This is a genomic window from Cellulomonas sp. P4_B5_2 (genome assembly GCF_056402235.1).
This window is the reverse complement of record NZ_JBFUHU010000002.1, coordinates 1-16,662: the sequence shown is the minus strand read 5'-3', so window position 1 is coordinate 16,662 and position 16,662 is coordinate 1. Positions and strand designations below refer to the sequence as shown.

The 16,662-nt window shown below is 72.7% G+C and carries 13 protein-coding genes; 1 reads left to right on the top strand and 12 read right to left on the bottom strand.

Annotated features, from left to right (window positions below; all coding sequences use genetic code 11):
• From AC1DUQ_RS00195 to AC1DUQ_RS00165, 7 genes are all read right to left on the bottom strand, one after another.
• Positions 1-1,170, bottom strand: coding sequence for a glycosyltransferase family 4 protein (locus AC1DUQ_RS00195; protein WP_477060185.1), 1,170 nt, complete (start codon positions 1,168-1,170; stop codon positions 1-3).
• Positions 1,170-2,273 (bottom strand): DegT/DnrJ/EryC1/StrS family aminotransferase, encoded by a 1,104-nt coding sequence (locus AC1DUQ_RS00190; protein WP_477060184.1) that lies wholly within the window; start codon positions 2,271-2,273, stop codon positions 1,170-1,172. Before AC1DUQ_RS00190 ends, AC1DUQ_RS00195 begins: the two co-directional genes overlap by 1 nt.
• The gene (locus tag AC1DUQ_RS00185; RefSeq protein WP_477073230.1) at positions 2,270-2,989 is read right to left on the bottom strand and encodes a NeuD/PglB/VioB family sugar acetyltransferase; all 720 of its coding nucleotides are present in this window, start codon (positions 2,987-2,989) and stop codon (positions 2,270-2,272) included. The genes AC1DUQ_RS00190 and AC1DUQ_RS00185 overlap by 4 nt, the downstream gene beginning before the upstream one ends.
• Before the next feature lies 1 nt (position 2,990).
• The gene (locus AC1DUQ_RS00180; RefSeq protein ID WP_477060811.1) at positions 2,991-4,103 is read right to left on the bottom strand and encodes a DegT/DnrJ/EryC1/StrS family aminotransferase; all 1,113 of its coding nucleotides are present in this window, start codon (positions 4,101-4,103) and stop codon (positions 2,991-2,993) included.
• 14 nt (positions 4,104-4,117) lie between these two features.
• Entirely contained in the window at positions 4,118-5,125 is a 1,008-nt protein-coding gene (locus AC1DUQ_RS00175) for an NAD-dependent epimerase/dehydratase family protein (protein ID WP_057208137.1), read from the bottom strand.
• Positions 5,122-6,177, bottom strand: a complete 1,056-nt coding sequence (locus tag AC1DUQ_RS00170) for a Gfo/Idh/MocA family protein (RefSeq protein WP_477060182.1) — start codon at positions 6,175-6,177, stop codon at positions 5,122-5,124. The genes AC1DUQ_RS00175 and AC1DUQ_RS00170 overlap by 4 nt, the downstream gene beginning before the upstream one ends.
• A 181-nt stretch (positions 6,178-6,358) precedes the next feature.
• A complete protein-coding gene (locus AC1DUQ_RS00165) occupies positions 6,359-11,068 on the bottom strand; it encodes a DUF4082 domain-containing protein (RefSeq protein WP_477073229.1) in 4,710 nt (1,569 codons plus the stop codon).
• A gap of 251 nt (positions 11,069-11,319) precedes the next feature.
• On the opposite strand from AC1DUQ_RS00165, the gene AC1DUQ_RS00160 reads away from it, so the two are divergent.
• Positions 11,320-11,781: a DapH/DapD/GlmU-related protein gene (locus tag AC1DUQ_RS00160; protein WP_477073228.1), complete on the top strand. Its 462-nt coding sequence runs from the start codon at positions 11,320-11,322 to the stop codon at positions 11,779-11,781.
• Here AC1DUQ_RS00160 and AC1DUQ_RS00155 read toward each other — a convergent pair.
• The 5 genes from AC1DUQ_RS00155 to AC1DUQ_RS00135 all read right to left on the bottom strand — a co-directional run bounded on the left by AC1DUQ_RS00155 (position 11,775) and on the right by AC1DUQ_RS00135 (position 16,547).
• Positions 11,775-13,286, bottom strand: a complete 1,512-nt coding sequence (locus AC1DUQ_RS00155; RefSeq protein ID WP_477060179.1) for a sugar transferase — start codon at positions 13,284-13,286, stop codon at positions 11,775-11,777. The genes AC1DUQ_RS00160 and AC1DUQ_RS00155 overlap by 7 nt on opposite strands.
• 127 nt (positions 13,287-13,413) lie before the next feature.
• Positions 13,414-14,034: an aminoacyl-tRNA hydrolase gene (pth, locus tag AC1DUQ_RS00150; RefSeq protein ID WP_477060178.1), complete on the bottom strand. Its 621-nt coding sequence runs from the start codon at positions 14,032-14,034 to the stop codon at positions 13,414-13,416.
• Entirely contained in the window at positions 14,031-14,633 is a 603-nt protein-coding gene (locus AC1DUQ_RS00145; RefSeq protein ID WP_477073227.1) for a 50S ribosomal protein L25/general stress protein Ctc, read from the bottom strand. The genes pth and AC1DUQ_RS00145 overlap by 4 nt, the downstream gene beginning before the upstream one ends.
• 263 nt (positions 14,634-14,896) lie before the next feature.
• Positions 14,897-15,559, bottom strand: a complete 663-nt coding sequence (locus tag AC1DUQ_RS00140; RefSeq protein ID WP_477060176.1) for an SIMPL domain-containing protein — start codon at positions 15,557-15,559, stop codon at positions 14,897-14,899.
• Between the two features lie 4 nt (positions 15,560-15,563).
• The gene (locus tag AC1DUQ_RS00135) at positions 15,564-16,547 is read right to left on the bottom strand and encodes a ribose-phosphate diphosphokinase (protein ID WP_056095593.1); all 984 of its coding nucleotides are present in this window, start codon (positions 16,545-16,547) and stop codon (positions 15,564-15,566) included.
• Between the last annotated feature and the right edge of the window lie 115 nt (positions 16,548-16,662).

The window sequence follows — 16,662 nt, the reverse complement described above, 5'->3', positions numbered from 1 at the left end:
TCAGCGGGCTCCCGCGACGCGCGCGAGCTTGTCCGGGACCCGCCGTGCCTCGACCGGCAGGTCCGACCACCACGAGCGGGCCGTGTACGAGGTCAGCGCGGTGTCGTAGAGGCCGACGAGCTTCTCGGCCATCGCCGTGAGGCCGAAGCGCTGCTCGGCGAACGTCCGGCTGAACTCCCCGAGCCGTCGCCGTCGGGCCTCGTCGTCCACGAGCGTGAGCAGGTTCTGCGCCAGCAGCGCGTCCGGCTCTGCCACGGCCTGAGGGCTCCAGTAGCTGCTCCGCGCGAGCAGGGCGGCGTTCTCGGGCTCGAGGACCGCGCTCCAGCCGGCCTCACCCTGGACCACGAGCGGCTTGCCGTGGGCGAGCCCGCGGGCCGCGGAGCCGCCCATCCCGAGCACGATGTCCGCGCGCGCGTAGGCCGGCCGGGGGTCGGACATCGCGCCGAGGAACCGGACGGCAGGGCGACCGAGGTCGGCGTTCGCCTTCTCCCCGAGCGTCCGCAGCCGCGACTCGGCCGCGCCCGTGCCGACGATCTCGAGCACGAGGTCGTGGTCGGCGAGCCGCCGGACCGCGCCGATCGCGGCCTCGACCGGCACCGACTTCATGTCCTCCTCGAGCCGGGACACGATGACGATCGTCACGCTCTCGTTCGGCGACGCGTCCGCGGACCGGGGGCGGTCCCGCAGCATGTCGACCGGCGGGCTGATGAGCACGGTCGGTCCGGGCCGGTCCTCGCACTCCTCGAGCAGGTACTCGGTCCCGACGATCAGCGGGTGGTGCCGGTGGACCGAGTGGTGGAGCTCCATCTCGTACATGGTCTGCACCCACGGGAGCCGGCCGAACCTGCTCGGCCCCCAGTAGAACGCCCGAGCGGCACCCCAGGTGCCGTAGGCGTGCAAGAGGTCCGCGCCGATCTCGTCGGCGGTCCGCCGCAGCACCCGGCTGTAGGCGAGGGCCGTAGACGGCTCGCGGTACGGGGTCACGCGGACCCCGCGCTCGGCGGCGACGTCGAGCAGGTTGGCGCCCGGGCCGGTGGGCTCCGGGCCGATGAGGTGCGACTCGTACCCGAGGGGCACGACGGCGGCTGCCAGGTCCACCGCGTTGATCTGCGTCCCGCCCAGCTCGAGGCTGTTGAGGTGCACGAGCACGACGCGGGGCCTGGCGGCCATCAGACCGCTCCGGCCAGCACGTCCACGACCCGCTCCTGCTGGGCCGCCGTGAGGTGCGGGAACATCGGCAGCGACAGGATGCGGTCCGCCGCGGCCTCCGTCACGGGAAACGCACCGGCGTGCAGCCCGAGGCCCGCGTAGGCACCGGTCAGGTGCACCGGCGTCGGGTAGTGGATGCCCGCACCGATCCCGGCCTCGTTGAGCTCACGCAGCACGCGGTCCCGCTCGTCGACCTGGACGACGTACAGGTGCCACACGTCCTCGTTGCCCACGGCGCTCACCGGCACGCGCACACCCGGCACCCCGGCGAGCAGCGCGGAGTACCGCGCCGCGGCGGCACGACGAGCGGCGTTCCAGCCCGCGAGCCGGCGCAGCTTCGCCTCGAGCACCACGGCCTGCACGGTGTCGAGACGCGAGTTCATGCCGATGGCCTCGTGCTCGTACTTGCGCGCGGAGCCGTGGGCCGCGAGCACGCGCACGGTCCGGGCCACCTCGGCGTCGGACGTGGTCACCGCTCCCGCGTCTCCCGCCGCGCCCAGGTTCTTGCCGGGGTAGAAGCTCGTGCCCGCGGCCAGCCCGAAGGAGCCGGCGGCGCGACCGTGCCGCAGCGCGCCCTGGGACTGGGCGGCGTCCTCGATCATGGGCACGCCGGCGTCGGCGGCCAGCTTGCTGATCTCCTCCACGGGCGCCACCTGGCCGAACAGGTGGACGGGGACGATCGCCTCGGTCCGGGGACTGATCGCCGCCCGCACCGCGGCGGGGTCGATGAGCAGGTGCACGGGGTCGACGTCCACGGGCACCGGGACGGCGCCGATCCGGGAGGCCGCCTCCGCGGTCGCGATGAAGGTGTTCGCCGGCACGATGACCTCGCCGCCCGGCCGCACCCCCGCCGCGCGCAGGGCGAGCTCCAGCGCGTCGGTGCCGTTGGCCACGCCGACACAGTGCGTGACCTGCGAGAACGCTGCGTACGCGGCCTCGAACCGGCCGACGGCGGGTCCGCCGACGAACGCCGTGGTCGCGAACACCTCGTCGAGACCGGCGCGCACCTCCTCGGCGATCTCGGCCTGCTGGGCCACCAGGTCCACCAGYGGGATCGTCGTCATGCCCGTGCTCCTTCGTCGATGTGCTCGGTGAGGCCCGCGGTCGCGGGCCACCCGTCGTTGCGGTGCCGGGCGATCCCGGACGGGACGCCGAGCGGTCGCGCGGGCACCCCCGCCCACGTCTCGCCGTCCGGCTGGTCCACCAGGAGCGCTGCGCCCATGCCGAGCGTCGACCCCTCCCCCACGCGCACGTWCTCGCGCACGGAGGCGTTCATGCCCAGGTAGGCGGCTCGTCCGACGACCACGCCACCGCCGAGCGCCACGCCCGCGCACACCGTGCTGAAGTCCTGGAGCACGCAGTCGTGGGTGAGGGTCGCGTTCGGCATGACGACCACGTGCGAGCCGACCGTGACGGCGGCGGTGAGCGCCACGCCGGCCAGCACGATCGAGCCGACGCCGATCTCGCACCCCGAGGGCACGTCGACGCCCGGGTGCACGACCGTCGCGTACCGGATCGGGAACACGCCGAGCTGGTCGAGCCGGTCCACGATCTGCGCGCGGACCGTCCCCTTCCCCGCGCAGACCAGCAGCTCGGCGTCGGGGTGGTCGGTCACGGCGTCGAGGCTGCCCAGCACGGGCAGACCGTCCAGCGTCGTGCCGTGCCGCGCGACGTCGTCGTCCAGGAAGCCGATCACCTCGTGCCCGCCGTGCTCGCGCACGAGCGCCAGGACCTCCCGGGCCAGCCCGCTCGCCGCGACGAGGATCAGGGGCGTGGCCACCTCAGCCACCCGCCGAGCGCAGCGCGTCGACGACCCGGGACTGCTCGGACTCCGACATCTGGTGGAACACCGGCAGGATCAGCGTCGTGTCGGTGAGGTGCTCGGTGACCGGCAGCGGGGCGTGCGTCGCTCCCGCGTAGGCGGGCTGGCGGTGGGTGGCCATGATGCCGCGGCGGGCGGAGATCTCGGCGTCGGCGAGGTGCGCCAGGAGCCCGTCACGGTCGAGCGGGAACTCCGGTCCGACCTCGACCCAGAACGACTGGAAGTTGCAGGTGCCCCAGTCCGGGTCGGCCACGGCCCGCAGGCCGGGCAGCTCGGCGATCTGCTTGGCGTAGGTCGCGGCGATCTCGCGGCGCCGGGCGACGACCTCCGGGAGCCGGCCCAGCTGGACGATGCCGACGGCCGCCTGCAGGTCCGTCATCCGGTAGTTGTAGCCGACCTCGAGGTACTCCTCCGGGGGCGCCAGCACGCTGGCGTGCCGGGCAGCGGCCGAGACGCTCATCGCGTGCTCGCGCAGCCGGCGCGCCCGCTCGGCCCACTCGGCGTGGGGCGTGGTGAGCATGCCGCCCTCACCCGTGGTGACGATCTTGCGCGGGTGGAACGACCACGCGGCGACGTCCGCGCCGGCACCGACGGGCCGGCCGCGGTAGGTCGAGCCGGCCCCGCACGCCGCGTCCTCGACCACCACGATGCCGCGCGGGTCGGTCACGGCGCGGATCGCGTCGAGGTCCACCGGGACCCCGCCCTGGTCCACGACGATCACCGCGCGGGTGGCGTCGGTCAGCACGGCCTCGACGGTCGCGGCGGTGAGGTTGCCGGTGACGGGGTCGACGTCGGCGAACACGGGCCTCGCACCCACGTACACGGGGGCGTTCGACGTGGCGATGAACGAGAACGACGGCACGACGACGTCGTCACCGGCCTGCACGCCCGCCACGATCAGTGCGAGGTGCAGCGCGGTCGTGCAGGACGACGCGGCGACGGCGTGCTCGACCTGCATGGCCTCGGCGAACGCGGCCTCGAACGCCGCGACCCGCGGTCCCTGCGCCACCCAACCGGACGCGATGACCTCGCTGACCGCGGCGATCTCCTCCGGACCGAACCACGGCTGCATGACGTTGACACGGCTCACGGGCGTGCACCCGCACTGCTCAGCGCCCGACCCGCCGCGATCTCGCTGCGCAGCGGGCGCCACCAGGCGACCAGCTCCCGCAGGCCCTCCTCGAGGCCGATCTGCGCCTCGAAGCCCAGGTCGATGCGCGCGGCGGAGGTGTCGGCCAGTCGGCGCGTCACGCCGTTGACCGCACGGTCCGGACCGTGCTCGACGGACAGGTCGGAGTCCATGGCCCGCAGCAGCGCCTGCGCCAGGCCCAGCAGGCTGGTCTCGGTGCCGCTCGCGATGTTGTAGACGCCGTCCACCACGTCGCTGGTCGCCGCGAGCAGGTTGGCGCGGGCGATGTCGGTGGTCACCACGAAGTCCATGGTCTGCAGCCCGTCGCCGAAGATCAGGGGCGGCTGGCCGTCGGCGATCCGCTCCATCCAGCGCACCAGGACCTCGGTGTACAGGCCGTGCACGTCCATGCGCGGGCCGTACACGTTGAAGTAGCGCAGCAGCACGTAGTCGAGCCCGTACATCGCCCGGAAGCTGCGCGCCATGCCCTCGTTGAACGACTTGGCGGCCCCGTAGAACGTGTCGTTGTTGTGGTGGTGGTGCCGCTCCCCCGTCGGGAACTGCTCCGCCAGCCCGTACACCGACGCGCTCGACGCGGCGATCACCTTGTCGACCTTGTGCTCCGCCGCGGCCTCGAGGACCGTGAACGTGCCGTCCACCAGCACCTCGAGCGCCAGGCGAGGCTCCTCGGCGCACTGCGTGATGCGGATCGCCGCCTGGTGGAACACCAGGTCCTGCCCGCGCGTGACGTCGTGCACCAGATCACGGTCGCGCAGGTCACCCTCCACCAGCTCGACCTTGCCGGTCGCGAGCGCGTCGGCGAGGTTCTCGCGCCGCCCACGGACCAGGTTGTCGAGGACGACGACGTGGCCGGCGCCGGCGTCGACGAGCTGGTCGACGATGGTCGAGCCGATGGTGCCGGCCCCGCCGGTGACAAGGACGCGTGCCCCCTGAAGCGTGCTCATGCGACGGTCTCCAACGTAGGTGCGGACGAGGCGACGGGGGTCAGACGACCGCCGTCGGCGAGGCTCAGTGAGGCGGACTCGAGGACGTCGAGCACGCGCAGGCCGGCGTGCCCGTCGGTGCGTGGCGCACGACGCTCGCGGATGGCCGACGCGAACTCGGCGACCATGACGCCGAGCGCCTCCTTCTCCGGGAGCGCGGGCGCCCAGGCGTCGCCCAGGCGGTACGAGATGTTGGCGGTCGTCTTGTCCGGCAGCGGCTGCCCCAGCTCGACGCCGCGGTCGTACACGGTGAGCCGCTGCTGCGGGGACAGGTCGTCCCAGACGAGCGTCCGCTTGCTGCCCCCGACCACCATCTGGCGGATCTTGGTGGGGCTGAGCCAGTTGACGTGCACGTGCGCGATGGCACCGCCCGGCAGCGGCAGGGTCAGGTACCCGACGCAGGACTGCCCGGTGCCGAGCGGGTCGGCGCCCTGGGCGGCCACACCCGACGGCACGAGCCCGCCCGGCAGGATGAAGTCGAGGATCGACAGGTCGTGCGGGGCCAGGTCCCAGAACACGTCCACGTCCGGCTGCACGATGCCGAGGTTGATCCGCACCGAGTCGACGAACAGGATCTCGCCGAGGTGGCCCTCCGCGATCAGCTCGCGCATCTTCAGCACCGGCGCCGTGTAGCAGAACGTGTGGTCGACCATGAGCACCCGGTCCAGCTCGGCCGCACGCGCCACCATCGTCCGGGCGCCCGCGCCGCGGTCGGCGATCGGCTTCTCGACGACGACGTGCTTGCCGGCCTCGAGCGCGGCGAGCGCGATCGGGGCGTGGGTGCGGGCCGGCGTCGCGATCGCGACCGCGTCGACGTCGTCGCGGGCGAGCAGGTCGCTCACCGACGTCATGACGTCCACGGTGGAGCGCGCCCCGACCACCTTGCGGGCTCGGTCGGCGTCCAGGTCGCACACGGCGACGAGGTCCCAGTCCGGGCTGTTCCGGAAGTTGCGGGCGAGGTTGGGGCCCCAGTAGCCCGCCCCCACCACAGCCGCACGCAGCTGGTCGGTCATGTCATGCCCCTCACGTCTCGGTGGGCTCCAGTGTCACGAACCCGAGGGGGCATGTCCGTAGAAACCGGACATTTTCACCCCGCTGCGACAGGGTGAACACCCGAACGGCGGCATCCCGTAGCAGGACCCGCGACCGCGGACGCCGGGGGGGACGTCTCACGGCCGCGGGCCGTGCGGCGGCTCAGCCTGCCGGGACGAAGACCAGGTCGACACCGAAGAACGTCGAGGTCGACGATGCCGGGAAGGTCGTCCCGTACACGTACGCACCACCCGTCGCGATGGTCGACAACGGACCGACGGTGCGCACCGCGGCGAGGCCGTTCGACGTCACCGCGTACCGGCCCGACGTCGAGTGGTAGGCGGCCGTGTAGACCTGCCCCGGCACGAGGACGGCCGGGCTCGTCAGCGGGACGGTCTGCCAGCCGGACGCCGACTCCGCCGTGGAGGGCCCCTCCGCCACCTTGGCGCCCGCCGCGTTCCACAGGCTGACGGTGTGCGTGCCGGTGTTGGTCGCGCCCTTGTAGAAGCGGATGGCGGTGACCGAGCCCGCGACGCTCGCCGTGAACCGCGTGCCCACCATGACCGGGTCGGGGTCGTTCCACGCGGCGACCGTCGGTATCTCGGAGTCGGTCCACAGCGACACGGCCGATCCGGTCGCCGCCGCCGTGCCGAACGTCCACGCGCCGCCGGAGAGCGGCGTGCCGGCCAAGGTCGTGGCCACCGAGATCGTGCTCCCGGCCGGGAGCGCGGAGCTCGGGGTGAACGCCACGCGCCGGGTCGCCGGGTCGTAGGAGCTGGCGCCTGCGATCGCCCCGAACGGGCCGGACAGCGCCAGCGTGGGCGTGCCCGACGCGGGTGCGGCGGAGAGCGTCGCCGCGACCGTGGCCGTGGTGGAGATCCCCGTCGCCCCTGCGGGCGGTGCCTGCGCCGAGACGGTGGGCAGGTCCGGCGCCGCCGTGGCGAACACGACGTCGACGAAGTAGTTCGTCTGCTGCCACGTCTCTGTCGGGGCGACGCCTCCGCTGCCGTAGCGGTAGCGGCCGTTCCCGACGGCGGGCGTGGTCAGCGGCCCGACGGTCCGGTTGACCGTGAAGTCGTTCGCGGTCGCTGCGTAGTGGCCCTGGGGTGCGTAGTAGGACACGACGTAGCTGGTCCCGGGCGCGACCTGGTACGGGCTGGAGAACAGTGCGGTCTGCCACCCCGAGGCCGACTCGTCGGCGAACGTCACGGTCCGCAGCTGCTCACCGGTCGAGCTCCACAGCGATCCCGTGTGGGTCCCCGTGTTGCCGGCTCCCTTGAAGAACCGGACGCCGGTGACCACGCCCCAGGCGGTCGGGCTGAACGAGACCCCCAGCTCGACCGCGGACGGGTCGTTGACCGAGCTGCTCGCCGGAGTGAGCCCGCTGAACAGCGTGCAGGGGCACCCGTCGGAGCTGGCGGTGGTGAACGACCAGACCACGTCGGCCAGGGTGCTCCCCTCGGTGGAGACCAGCCCGCTCGCCGTCGCGGTGTACGCCGTGGACCGGGCGAGCGCCGCGGACGGGGTGAACACCAGCGTGCGGTTGTCGGTCGAGCGCGTCGCGGTGCCCGGCACCGTCGTCGACCCGGCCTTGAGGCCCAGCGTCGCGCCGGCCGCGAGCGGGGCGTTGAACGTCACCGTCACGGGTGCCGAGATCGCCGCGCCCGGGTCCGCCGACGCCGGGGTCCGCGCGGTCACGGCCAGCGCCTGGGCGTCCTGCGTGAACACGACGTCCACCAGGTAGCTGGTCGAGCTCGTGGACCCCGGGTAGCCGGTGCCGTAGGTGTACGCGCCGCTCAGCGACTCGGTGCGCAGCGGCGCGCGCTGCAGCCCGGTCCCCGAGAAGGCCCCGGCCGTCGACGAGTACCGGCCGACGGGCGCGCGGTAGGCGACGACGTACTCGGTGTCCTTGGAGATGCGCACCGGCGTGGTGAACAGGACGGTCTGCCAGCCGGACGTGCTCTCAGTGCCGAACGTCGCCTGCGCGAGCGGCGCCGAGCCGCCCACGGCCCACAGCTGCCCGACGTGCGTGCCGGTGTTGTTGGGGCCCTTGTAGAACCGGACGCCCGTGACGGAGCCGTCGACGCTGCTGGCGAACCGGGTGCCGAGCGTCACGGCGTCGGTGTCCGGGTCCTGCAGCGTGGTGGGCACGGCGGAGTCGTCGTAGAAGCTGACCGTGCGTGCACCAGGCACCTGCGCCGGTGCGGCCGTGGTGAAGGACCACGTCGACGGGCCCGAGATGCTCTCGCCGTTCGCCGACGCGCTGATCGCGGCCGTATACACCGTCGACGCCGCGAGCGCCGCCGACGGGGTGAAGGTGGCGCGACGGGTGGTCGCGTCGTAGCTCGTCGCGCCGGCGACTGCCGCCCCGCCCTGGGCGGTGAGCGTCATGGCCACCGAGCCCGCGGTGACCGCCTTGTTCAGGACGGCGCTGACCGTGGAGCCGACGGGCACGCTCGACGACCCGCCGAGCGGCGACTGGCCGCCGACGGTCAGGGGCGTGGTGTCGGCCGAGGAGAAGACGACGTCCACGTAGTAGTGCGTCGACCGGTAGCTCTGCGCCGGGAACGTGCCGGGCGCTCCGAACGTGCCCGAGCCCGAGGCCCCGAACCCGCCGGCGACCTCGAGGGGCGGTGCGGACACACCGCGGTACCAGAACGCGTCGTCCTGCACCGAGTAGTGCCCGGCCGGAGCGGTGTACGACACGACGTACGTCGTGCCGGCGGCGATCTCGACGGCGGGCGACAGCGTGGCCGTCTGCCAGCCGGCGGCGGTCTCGTTCTGGAACGTCGCGGTCGCGAGGCGCGCACCGGTCGCGCTCCAGAGCGCACCGGCGTGGGCGCCGGTGTTCCCCGTGCCCTTGTAGAAGCGCACGCCCGTGACGAAGCCGTTGCTCGTGGCGGAGAACTTCAGCCCCAGCTCGACGGGGTCCGGGTCGCTGGCGGCGGGCACCTTGGGCACCGCCGTGCCGAAGATCGAGCACGGGCACGCCACGGTGAACGACCGCGTGGCGACCGCGCCGATGTTCGCGCTGTCGTCGACCGCGCGCACGCGCACCGGCGTCGACCCGGTGCCGGACTGCACGTAGGTGTAGCTCCACGCGGTCGTCCCCGTGGCCGGGTGCCAGGACGCACCGGCGTCGATGGACACCTCGACGCCCGCCACGCGCCCGCCGACGTCCGTCGCCGAGCCGCTGACCGTGACCGTCGTGCCGTTGGCGATCGCCGCGCCGGACGCCGGCGAGCCGATCGTGGCCACCGGGCCGGTCGTGTCGGTCGAGGCGCTCGCGGCGACCAGGCCGGACATCAGGGTCCCCGGCTGAGCCTTCATGTCCGCGAGAAGGTTCACCGTGGCCTGCTGCATCCGCGGGTCCGCCGCGGCGCCGTCGCCGTCGTGCTCCTGGTCGAGTCCCCACGCCCACTGGATCGAGCCTGCCGAGAACACGAGCGCGCCGCTCGCGGCGCGGTAGAGCGTCAGGTGGTGGTTCGTCGTGCCCGCCGCGACCACGTTGCCGAAGTCCTGGAGGTACTCCGGGACGGCACCCGTGGTCGTCGACAACCGGACGAGGCCCTGCGGGCGCGCCCCGTTGTCGACGTCTTCGTTCGACTCGTAGCCGATGGTGTGCGGCGCGAGCGCGGCCTTCGTCCCCGTCGCCAGCGACGTCAGCGAGGTGTTGCGCCACAGCCGGTACTTGCCCTCGTCCGCCGAGACGGTCACGGGCAGGTCGGAGTAGTTCGCCACGTACATCGTGCCGGTCAGGGCGTTCTCCGGCCGGCCTCCGCCGTTCGCAGGCGACGCGAAGCGCGGGTCGCGCCACGTCCCGGTCCACTCCGGGGAGCTGTCGTCGACCTTCTGGTTCGACCAGGTCTCCTTGTACGACGTCAGGGTCCGGTACGCCGTCGCGGTGCCCGCGATCGAGTTCTCGTAGCGCGTGCGCCAGTACGCCTCGTTGCCGCTGAAGAACGCGAGGCTCACGCCGGCGTCGCGGGCGGCCTCGATGTTCGCCCGCTGGGCGCCCGACCAGTACTCGTCGTGGCCGACCGACATGAAGACCTTGTGGTTCTTGATGAGCGCACCGCGGCGGTCGGAGTCGACGCCCGACATGTAGCTCACGTCGTACCCGTTGCGCTCGAGGAACCGCACCATCGCGTACTCGGAGCTCATGTAGAAGTCGCGCCCCTGCACCCAGTTGCGCGTGGCGAACGGCCGGTTGTAGCTGACCTTGTACGCGCGCCCGACGGCACCGCCCTGGTAGAAGCTCGAGCCGCCGTAGGTGTTGTACGCGTGCCAGGTGGTGTCGGAGGTCTGGAACACCACGTTCGAGGTGCTGGCGTCGTTGCGGACGATGAACGTGATGTGGCTCGTGTCGTCGGTCACCGGGTCGGTGAGCTTGGCCAGGTAGACGCCGGACACCGCGGTCGCCGGGACCGCCCAGCTGGCCGAGACCGCCCACGCCCCGCAGTCGTAGTTGCCCGTGTCGTCGTCCGAGGTGCAGCCGGGCTGCACCTGGCGGACCGAGGGCGACGGCACCGACGTGATGAACCGCGCGCCGTCCCCGCCGTACCAACCGGTCCGGTAGATGTCGATGTCGTAGTTGATGGCGGTCGTCTTGATCTTGAACTGGACCGTGCTGCCCACGTTCACCGAGATGTCGGTGGCGAACCCCTGGATCCCGTCGTCGCCGGCGCCGGTGATGTCCCACACGTCAGGGTCGGTGCCGGCCTTGGAGTTCTCGCAGACGACGGGGTTGCTCCCGACCGCGCACGGGTCGGCGGCGGCACCGGGTGTCGCGGCCACGACGACGAGCGAGACACCGGTCGCGAGCGCAGCGATCAGCCCGACGAAGCGGCGGTGGGCGGGACGGGCACTCATGGGACGCTCCGTGGGAAGGGGATCGGGCTACGGTCGAGCGCAGCTGCCCGCATGCGCTCTCGTCGACCAGGGAGTCTCCGGGAGYACTCCTGATACCGGACGATAAGGGACATCTCGGACTCTCCGGGCGTTCGCGGGGAGATATCACCCGGCGTGACACGGATGGCCCAGCGCATGACGCCCCGACCGTCGACGCGCACGCCCGGAGCGCGACAGAATCGCGGTCGACGCCTGACGACGAGGAGCCCGCCGTGCCCGACACCACCCCGACCGTGGCAGCCACCGCCGACGTCGACCCGCGCGCGAGCATCGGCCCCGGGACGCGGGTCTGGCACCTGGCCCAGGTCCGGGAGGGCGCGCGCGTCGGAGCGGACTGCATCGTCGGCCGCGGCGCGTACATCGGCCCCGGCGTCGTCGTCGGCGACCGGTGCAAGATCCAGAACCACGCGCTGGTGTACGAGCCCGCGGTGCTCGAGGACGGGGCCTTCGTCGGGCCGGCCGTGGTGTTCACCAACGACTACTACCCGCGCGCGGTCAACCCGGACGGCAGCCTGAAGTCGGCCGACGACTGGCACGCGGTGCCCGCGCGGCGGATCCGCTGGGTCGGCCGCGCGGGCGCTCCCCTCGACCCCGACGGCGACCACACGTTCGTCTGCCCGACGACCGGCGAGCGGTACGTCGAGCAGGACGGCGAGCTCCGGCTGGCTCAATAGGCTCCGGAGCCGCCGAACACCGCGCGGCCCGTCTTCCACAGGATCATCAGGTCCATCGCGACGGACCAGTTGTCGACGTACCGCAGGTCCAGCCGGATCGACTCGTCCCACGAGAGGTCGGCGCGGCCGCTCACCTGCCACAGGCCGGTCAGTCCCGGACGCACCCGCAGCCGGCGGTAGACGGCGTCGTGGTACTCGTCCACCTCGGCGGGCAGCGGCGGGCGGGGCCCGACCAGCGACATGTCCCCGCGCACGACGTTCCACAGCTGCGGCAGCTCGTCCACGGAGTAGCGGCGCAGGAGCTTGCCGACGCGGGTGATCCGCGGGTCGTCGTGCATCTTGAACATCAGCCCGTCGCGGTCGCTGCGGGCCAGCAGGGCCGCCTTGCGCTCCTCCGCGTCCGTGTACATGCTGCGCAGCTTCCACATGGTGAACTCGCGCCCGTCGACGCCGATGCGCCGCTGCCGGAAGAACGCGGGTCCGCGGCTGCTCAGGCGCACCGCCAGGGCGGCCACGGCGATGACCGGGGTGGCCGCTAGCAGGATCATCGCGCCGAGCGTGCGGTCCAGCGCGGACTTGGCGAACATCCGGCGACGCGGCGACGAGGTCTCCACCTCGAGCAGGGACAGGCCGGCGGTCGGGCGCAGGTGCACCCGCGGACCGAGCACCTCGACGAGGCCGGGAGACACCACGAGATCGACCCCGGCGCGGCCGAGCGCCCACGAGAGGCGGCGCAGCGCGTCCCCCGACAGCTCGCTGCCCGAGACGATGACGACGTCGACCTGGTGGTCGTAGGCGACCTGCGGGATGTCGGCGAGCGCGCCCAGCGTCGGGACGCCGTCCTGCGGGGGCCGGTCGGTGATGGCCGGCAGGCACACGCCGATCACCTGGTAGCCGTGGTAGGTCGCACCGCGCAGGTCGTGGATCAGGTGGTGGACCGAGGTGGCGTCGCCCACGACGAGCGTCCGCGACATCGCGACCCCGCGGCTGCGCCGCCCGTGCAGCGATCGACGCAGCGCGTGACGACCGACGGCGGTACCGACCGACAGCAGCACGACCGTCGCCGCCACCTCGAGCCGCGGCAGCGGGACTGCCAGGGCGACGCTGGCGAGAGCGACGATCGCCGCGGAGCCGAGGCCCGCCCGGAGCACCGCTTGGAACTCGACCGGTCCGTCACCGAGCGTCTTGCGGTCGTACCCGCGGCCGAACGCGACGACGAGCAGGAAGACGGCGGCCGCGACGGCGGGCCATCCCGAGGAGGCACCGGCGACGAGGACGACGCCCGAGACGACCAGCGCCGCGACCACGGCGTCCAGCGCCATGGCCTGCCGGACGTAGTGCCCGGCCACGGAACCCCAGTGCTCGGCGTCGAACGCGGCCAGCGCCTTACGGGGGTGGGTGACGAACGGTTCAGCGGATGCCCACGACCGCCGCGGCCCGGTGGCCGCCCTTCGCCGGTCGAGGAGAACGTCCATGTTCTCTGCCGGATCCTCGAGGATCGTCATTCCGATAACCGTCCGCCCCAGGTGTTCGACTGCATCTGGCTTGGAGGCTATGCGGGGGCATTGGTAGGAGATAGACCCTTTTGTCCGTTTTCACCCACAGTTCACCCTCTTGGGCTGCTTTGCGGCGTCAGCCCTTCGTGTGGAACTTCAGCTGYGCCGCCTCGAGCCCGTCGAGGACCACCAGCTCGATCGCGTCGGCCGCCTGGTCCAGCAGCCAGGGCAGATCCTTCAGCTCGTTCTTGGCGAAGTCGCGCAGCACGTAGTCCGCCGGGTCCATCCGACCGGGCGGTCGACCGACCCCGACGCGCACCCGCACGTAGTCCTTGGTGCCCAGCGCCTTGGTGGTGTCGCGCAGGCCRTTGTGGCCGCCCTCGCCCCCGCCGCGCTTGAGCCGGACGTCGGCGAACGGGATGTCCAGCTCGTCGTGCACCAGCACGGTGCGCTCCGGCGGCACGTCGTAGTACTTGGCCAGCGCCGCGACCGGACCGCCCGACACGTTCATGTAGGTGGTCGGCTTCGCGAGCACCACCCGCGGGCCCGGCGCGCCGCCCGGCAGCACGCCGAGGCGCGCCTCGGCCACTGCGGCCTGGGGCCGGCGCGAGAGCAGCCCCGAGGCGCGGGCGCCGAACGTGGCACCCGTGCGGCGGGCCAGCTCGTCCAGCACCATCTGGCCGACGTTGTGCCGGTTGCCCGCGTACTGGGTTCCGGGGTTGCCCAGGCCGATGACGAGCCAGGGTCCGTCGCTCATCGGGTCTCCTCTACGGGTGGGTGCGGGAACGACGACGCCCGGGCGGCGACGTCCTCGGCCGAGGCGTGCGGGACGCTGATCGCGATGACGGTGAGGTCCGGGTCGCTGAGCAGCGTGGCGCCCTCGGGCAGCGTGATCTCGCCGGCGGTGATGGTGGAGCCGCCGGTCAGGCCCTCGATCGAGACCTGGACCTCGGAGGGGATGTGCGTGGCCTCGACCTCGAGCGACAGCGCCTGCGTCTCGAAGATGTGGATCGTGCCGGGGTAGGACTCGCCGACCACCGCGACCTGGACGTCGACGGTGACCTTCTCGCCGCGCGTGACGATGAGCAGGTCGACGTGCTCGATGGTGTTCTTCACGACGTCGCGCTGGACGTCCTTCGTGATCGCCAGCGTGGTCTTGCCGTCGAGCTCGACGGAGAACAGGGCGTTGGCCTGCTTGACCGCGAGCATCGTGGCGTGGCCCGGGAGGGCGACGTGCAGCGGGTCGGAGCCGTGCCCGTAGAGGACGGCCGGGATCTGGTCGGCGCGGCGCAGGCGGCGCGCGGCACCCTTGCCGAACTCGGTACGGGTGGTGGCGACGAGCTTGACCTCGGACACGTGTACTCCCCAGTGCTGACGTCGGCGCAGTGTCGCCGACGTGACGGTGTGATGGCGTGGCGTGCGCGGCCAAGGAGCCGTGCGACGCGGATCTAGACAGGTGTGGTGGCCTCGACGCGGGACGCAGGACGGGCACGCGGAGGCGCTCGCCCAGTCGATCACGGAGCGCAGGTGGTCGTGGAACTTCGTCGACCGTCCTTCGTCCCTCGCCGAGGCAACCTGGAGAGCCTACCCGGTCGAGCGGGCAGAGCCCAACCCGCCGGTCAGACGGACGGGTCGGCCCAGCCCCAGCGGACGGTCACGTCGGCGGACACGGTCTGCTGACCTGCCTCAACTGGCACGGACATGGCCTTGGCGACGCCCATCGCGCGGCCCATGCGCAGCGGCACCGCGTCGGACCCGCCCTCGGTCACCCACTGGACCTCGCCCAGCCGCCGACCGGACAGCGTGGCCCAGTGCGTGGCGCGCGCGACGGCGTCCGCCCAGGCGGCCTCGCGTGCCTGCTCACGCGGCTGCGTGGGATCGCTGACCTCGAACCGGATCCCGTCCATCCGTGCGGGCTCCCCGCCCGCCACGACCGCGGCACCGACCACGTCGCCCGCGACCGCGACGTCGTGCAGCGTGACCTGCAGCCCCAGTCGCGCCACGACGCGGGAGGACCCGCGCGCGGACCCGTCGGTCCAGGTGCTCGACTGGGTGGTCCGCAGCCAGCGGTCGTCGACGCCGGCCTCGCGCAGCACGGCGCGCATCCGGTCCAGGCACTCGCCGGCCTCGGCCAGCGCACGCTCGGCGTCCACCGCCCGCGCCTCCGCGCCCAGGTCCGCGATCGCGACGTCCGGCACGGCCTCGGCCTCGCCGAACCCCGTGACGGTCACCCCGCCCCGCGGCCCGCGACGGCCACCGTGCTCGTCGTCGCGCCCGGTCATGGGGTCAGGCCTGGCCGTCGAAGAGGGACGTCACCGAGCCGTCGTCGAACACCTCGCGGATGGCCCGCGCGATGAGCGGCGCGATCGACAGCACGGTCAGCTGCGGGAAGCGGCGGTCCTCGGCGATCGGCAGCGTGTCCGTGATGACGACCTCGCGGGCGCCGCAGTTCTGCAGCCGGTCGACCGCGGGGTCGGAGAGCACTCCGTGCGTGGCGGCGACGATGACGTCCTTCGCCCCGGCCTCCATGAGCACGCGGACGGCCCCGGTGATGGTCCCGGCGGTGTCGATGAGGTCGTCGACGAGCACGCAGCTGCGGCCCTCGACGTCACCCACGACGCGGTTGGCGACCGTCTTGTTGGGGCTGCGGATGTCGCGCGTCTTGTGCACGAAGGCCAGCGGCCCGCCGCCCAGCTTGGCGGCCCACTGCTCGGCGACGCGGATGCGTCCGGCGTCCGGCGAGACCACCGTGACGTTGGACGTGTCGACGCGGCTGCGCACGTACTCGGTGAGGATCGGCATGGCCCACAGGTGGTCCACCGGCCCGTCGAAGAAGCCCTGGATCTGCGCGGCGTGCAGGTCCACGCTCATCAGGCGGTCGGCGCCGGCCGTCTTGAAGAGGTCCGCCATGAGCCGCGCGGAGATCGGCTCGCGGCCGCGGTGCTTCTTGTCCTGCCGGGCGTACCCGTAGAACGGGGCGACCACGGTGATCGTCTTGGCGGACGCACGCTTGAGGGCGTCGACCATGAGCAGCTGCTCCATGATCCACGTGTTGATGGGCGACGAGTGCGACTGCAGCACGAACGTGTCGGCGCCGCGCACGGACTCCCCGAACCGGGTGTAGATCTCCCCGTTCGCGAACTCGTAGGTGGTGGTCGGCAGCAGGTCGATGCCGAGGTGGGCCGCGACGCTCGTGGCGAGGTCGGGGTGCGCCCGCCCCGTCAGGAGGACGAGTCGCTTCTCGCCGTCCGAGGAGATGATCCCGGTCATCGTGCGGAGTCCTTCGGGTTCGAGCCGGCAGAGTCCGGCAGTGCAGGCGGCGGGGTCGGCGGTGCGTCGGCGGATGCTGCGGCGGCACGGTCGCGCTCGGCGCGGGCCTGCGGGG

Coding starts and splice junctions, on each gene's coding strand:
- AC1DUQ_RS00195 (WP_477060185.1), bottom strand. CDS start 1,170: ATGGCCGCCAGGCCCCGCGTCGTGCTCGTGCACCTCAACAGCCTCGAG.
- AC1DUQ_RS00180 (WP_477060811.1), bottom strand. CDS start 4,103: ATGCAGCCGTGGTTCGGTCCGGAGGAGATCGCCGCGGTCAGCGAGGTC.
- AC1DUQ_RS00175 (WP_057208137.1), bottom strand. CDS start 5,125: ATGAGCACGCTTCAGGGGGCACGCGTCCTTGTCACCGGCGGGGCCGGC.
- AC1DUQ_RS00170 (WP_477060182.1), bottom strand. CDS start 6,177: ATGACCGACCAGCTGCGTGCGGCTGTGGTGGGGGCGGGCTACTGGGGC.
- AC1DUQ_RS00165 (WP_477073229.1), bottom strand. CDS start 11,068: ATGAGTGCCCGTCCCGCCCACCGCCGCTTCGTCGGGCTGATCGCTGCG.
- AC1DUQ_RS00155 (WP_477060179.1), bottom strand. CDS start 13,286: ATGACGATCCTCGAGGATCCGGCAGAGAACATGGACGTTCTCCTCGAC.
- AC1DUQ_RS00140 (WP_477060176.1), bottom strand. CDS start 15,559: ATGACCGGGCGCGACGACGAGCACGGTGGCCGTCGCGGGCCGCGGGGC.
- AC1DUQ_RS00135 (WP_056095593.1), bottom strand. CDS start 16,547: ATGACCGGGATCATCTCCTCGGACGGCGAGAAGCGACTCGTCCTCCTG.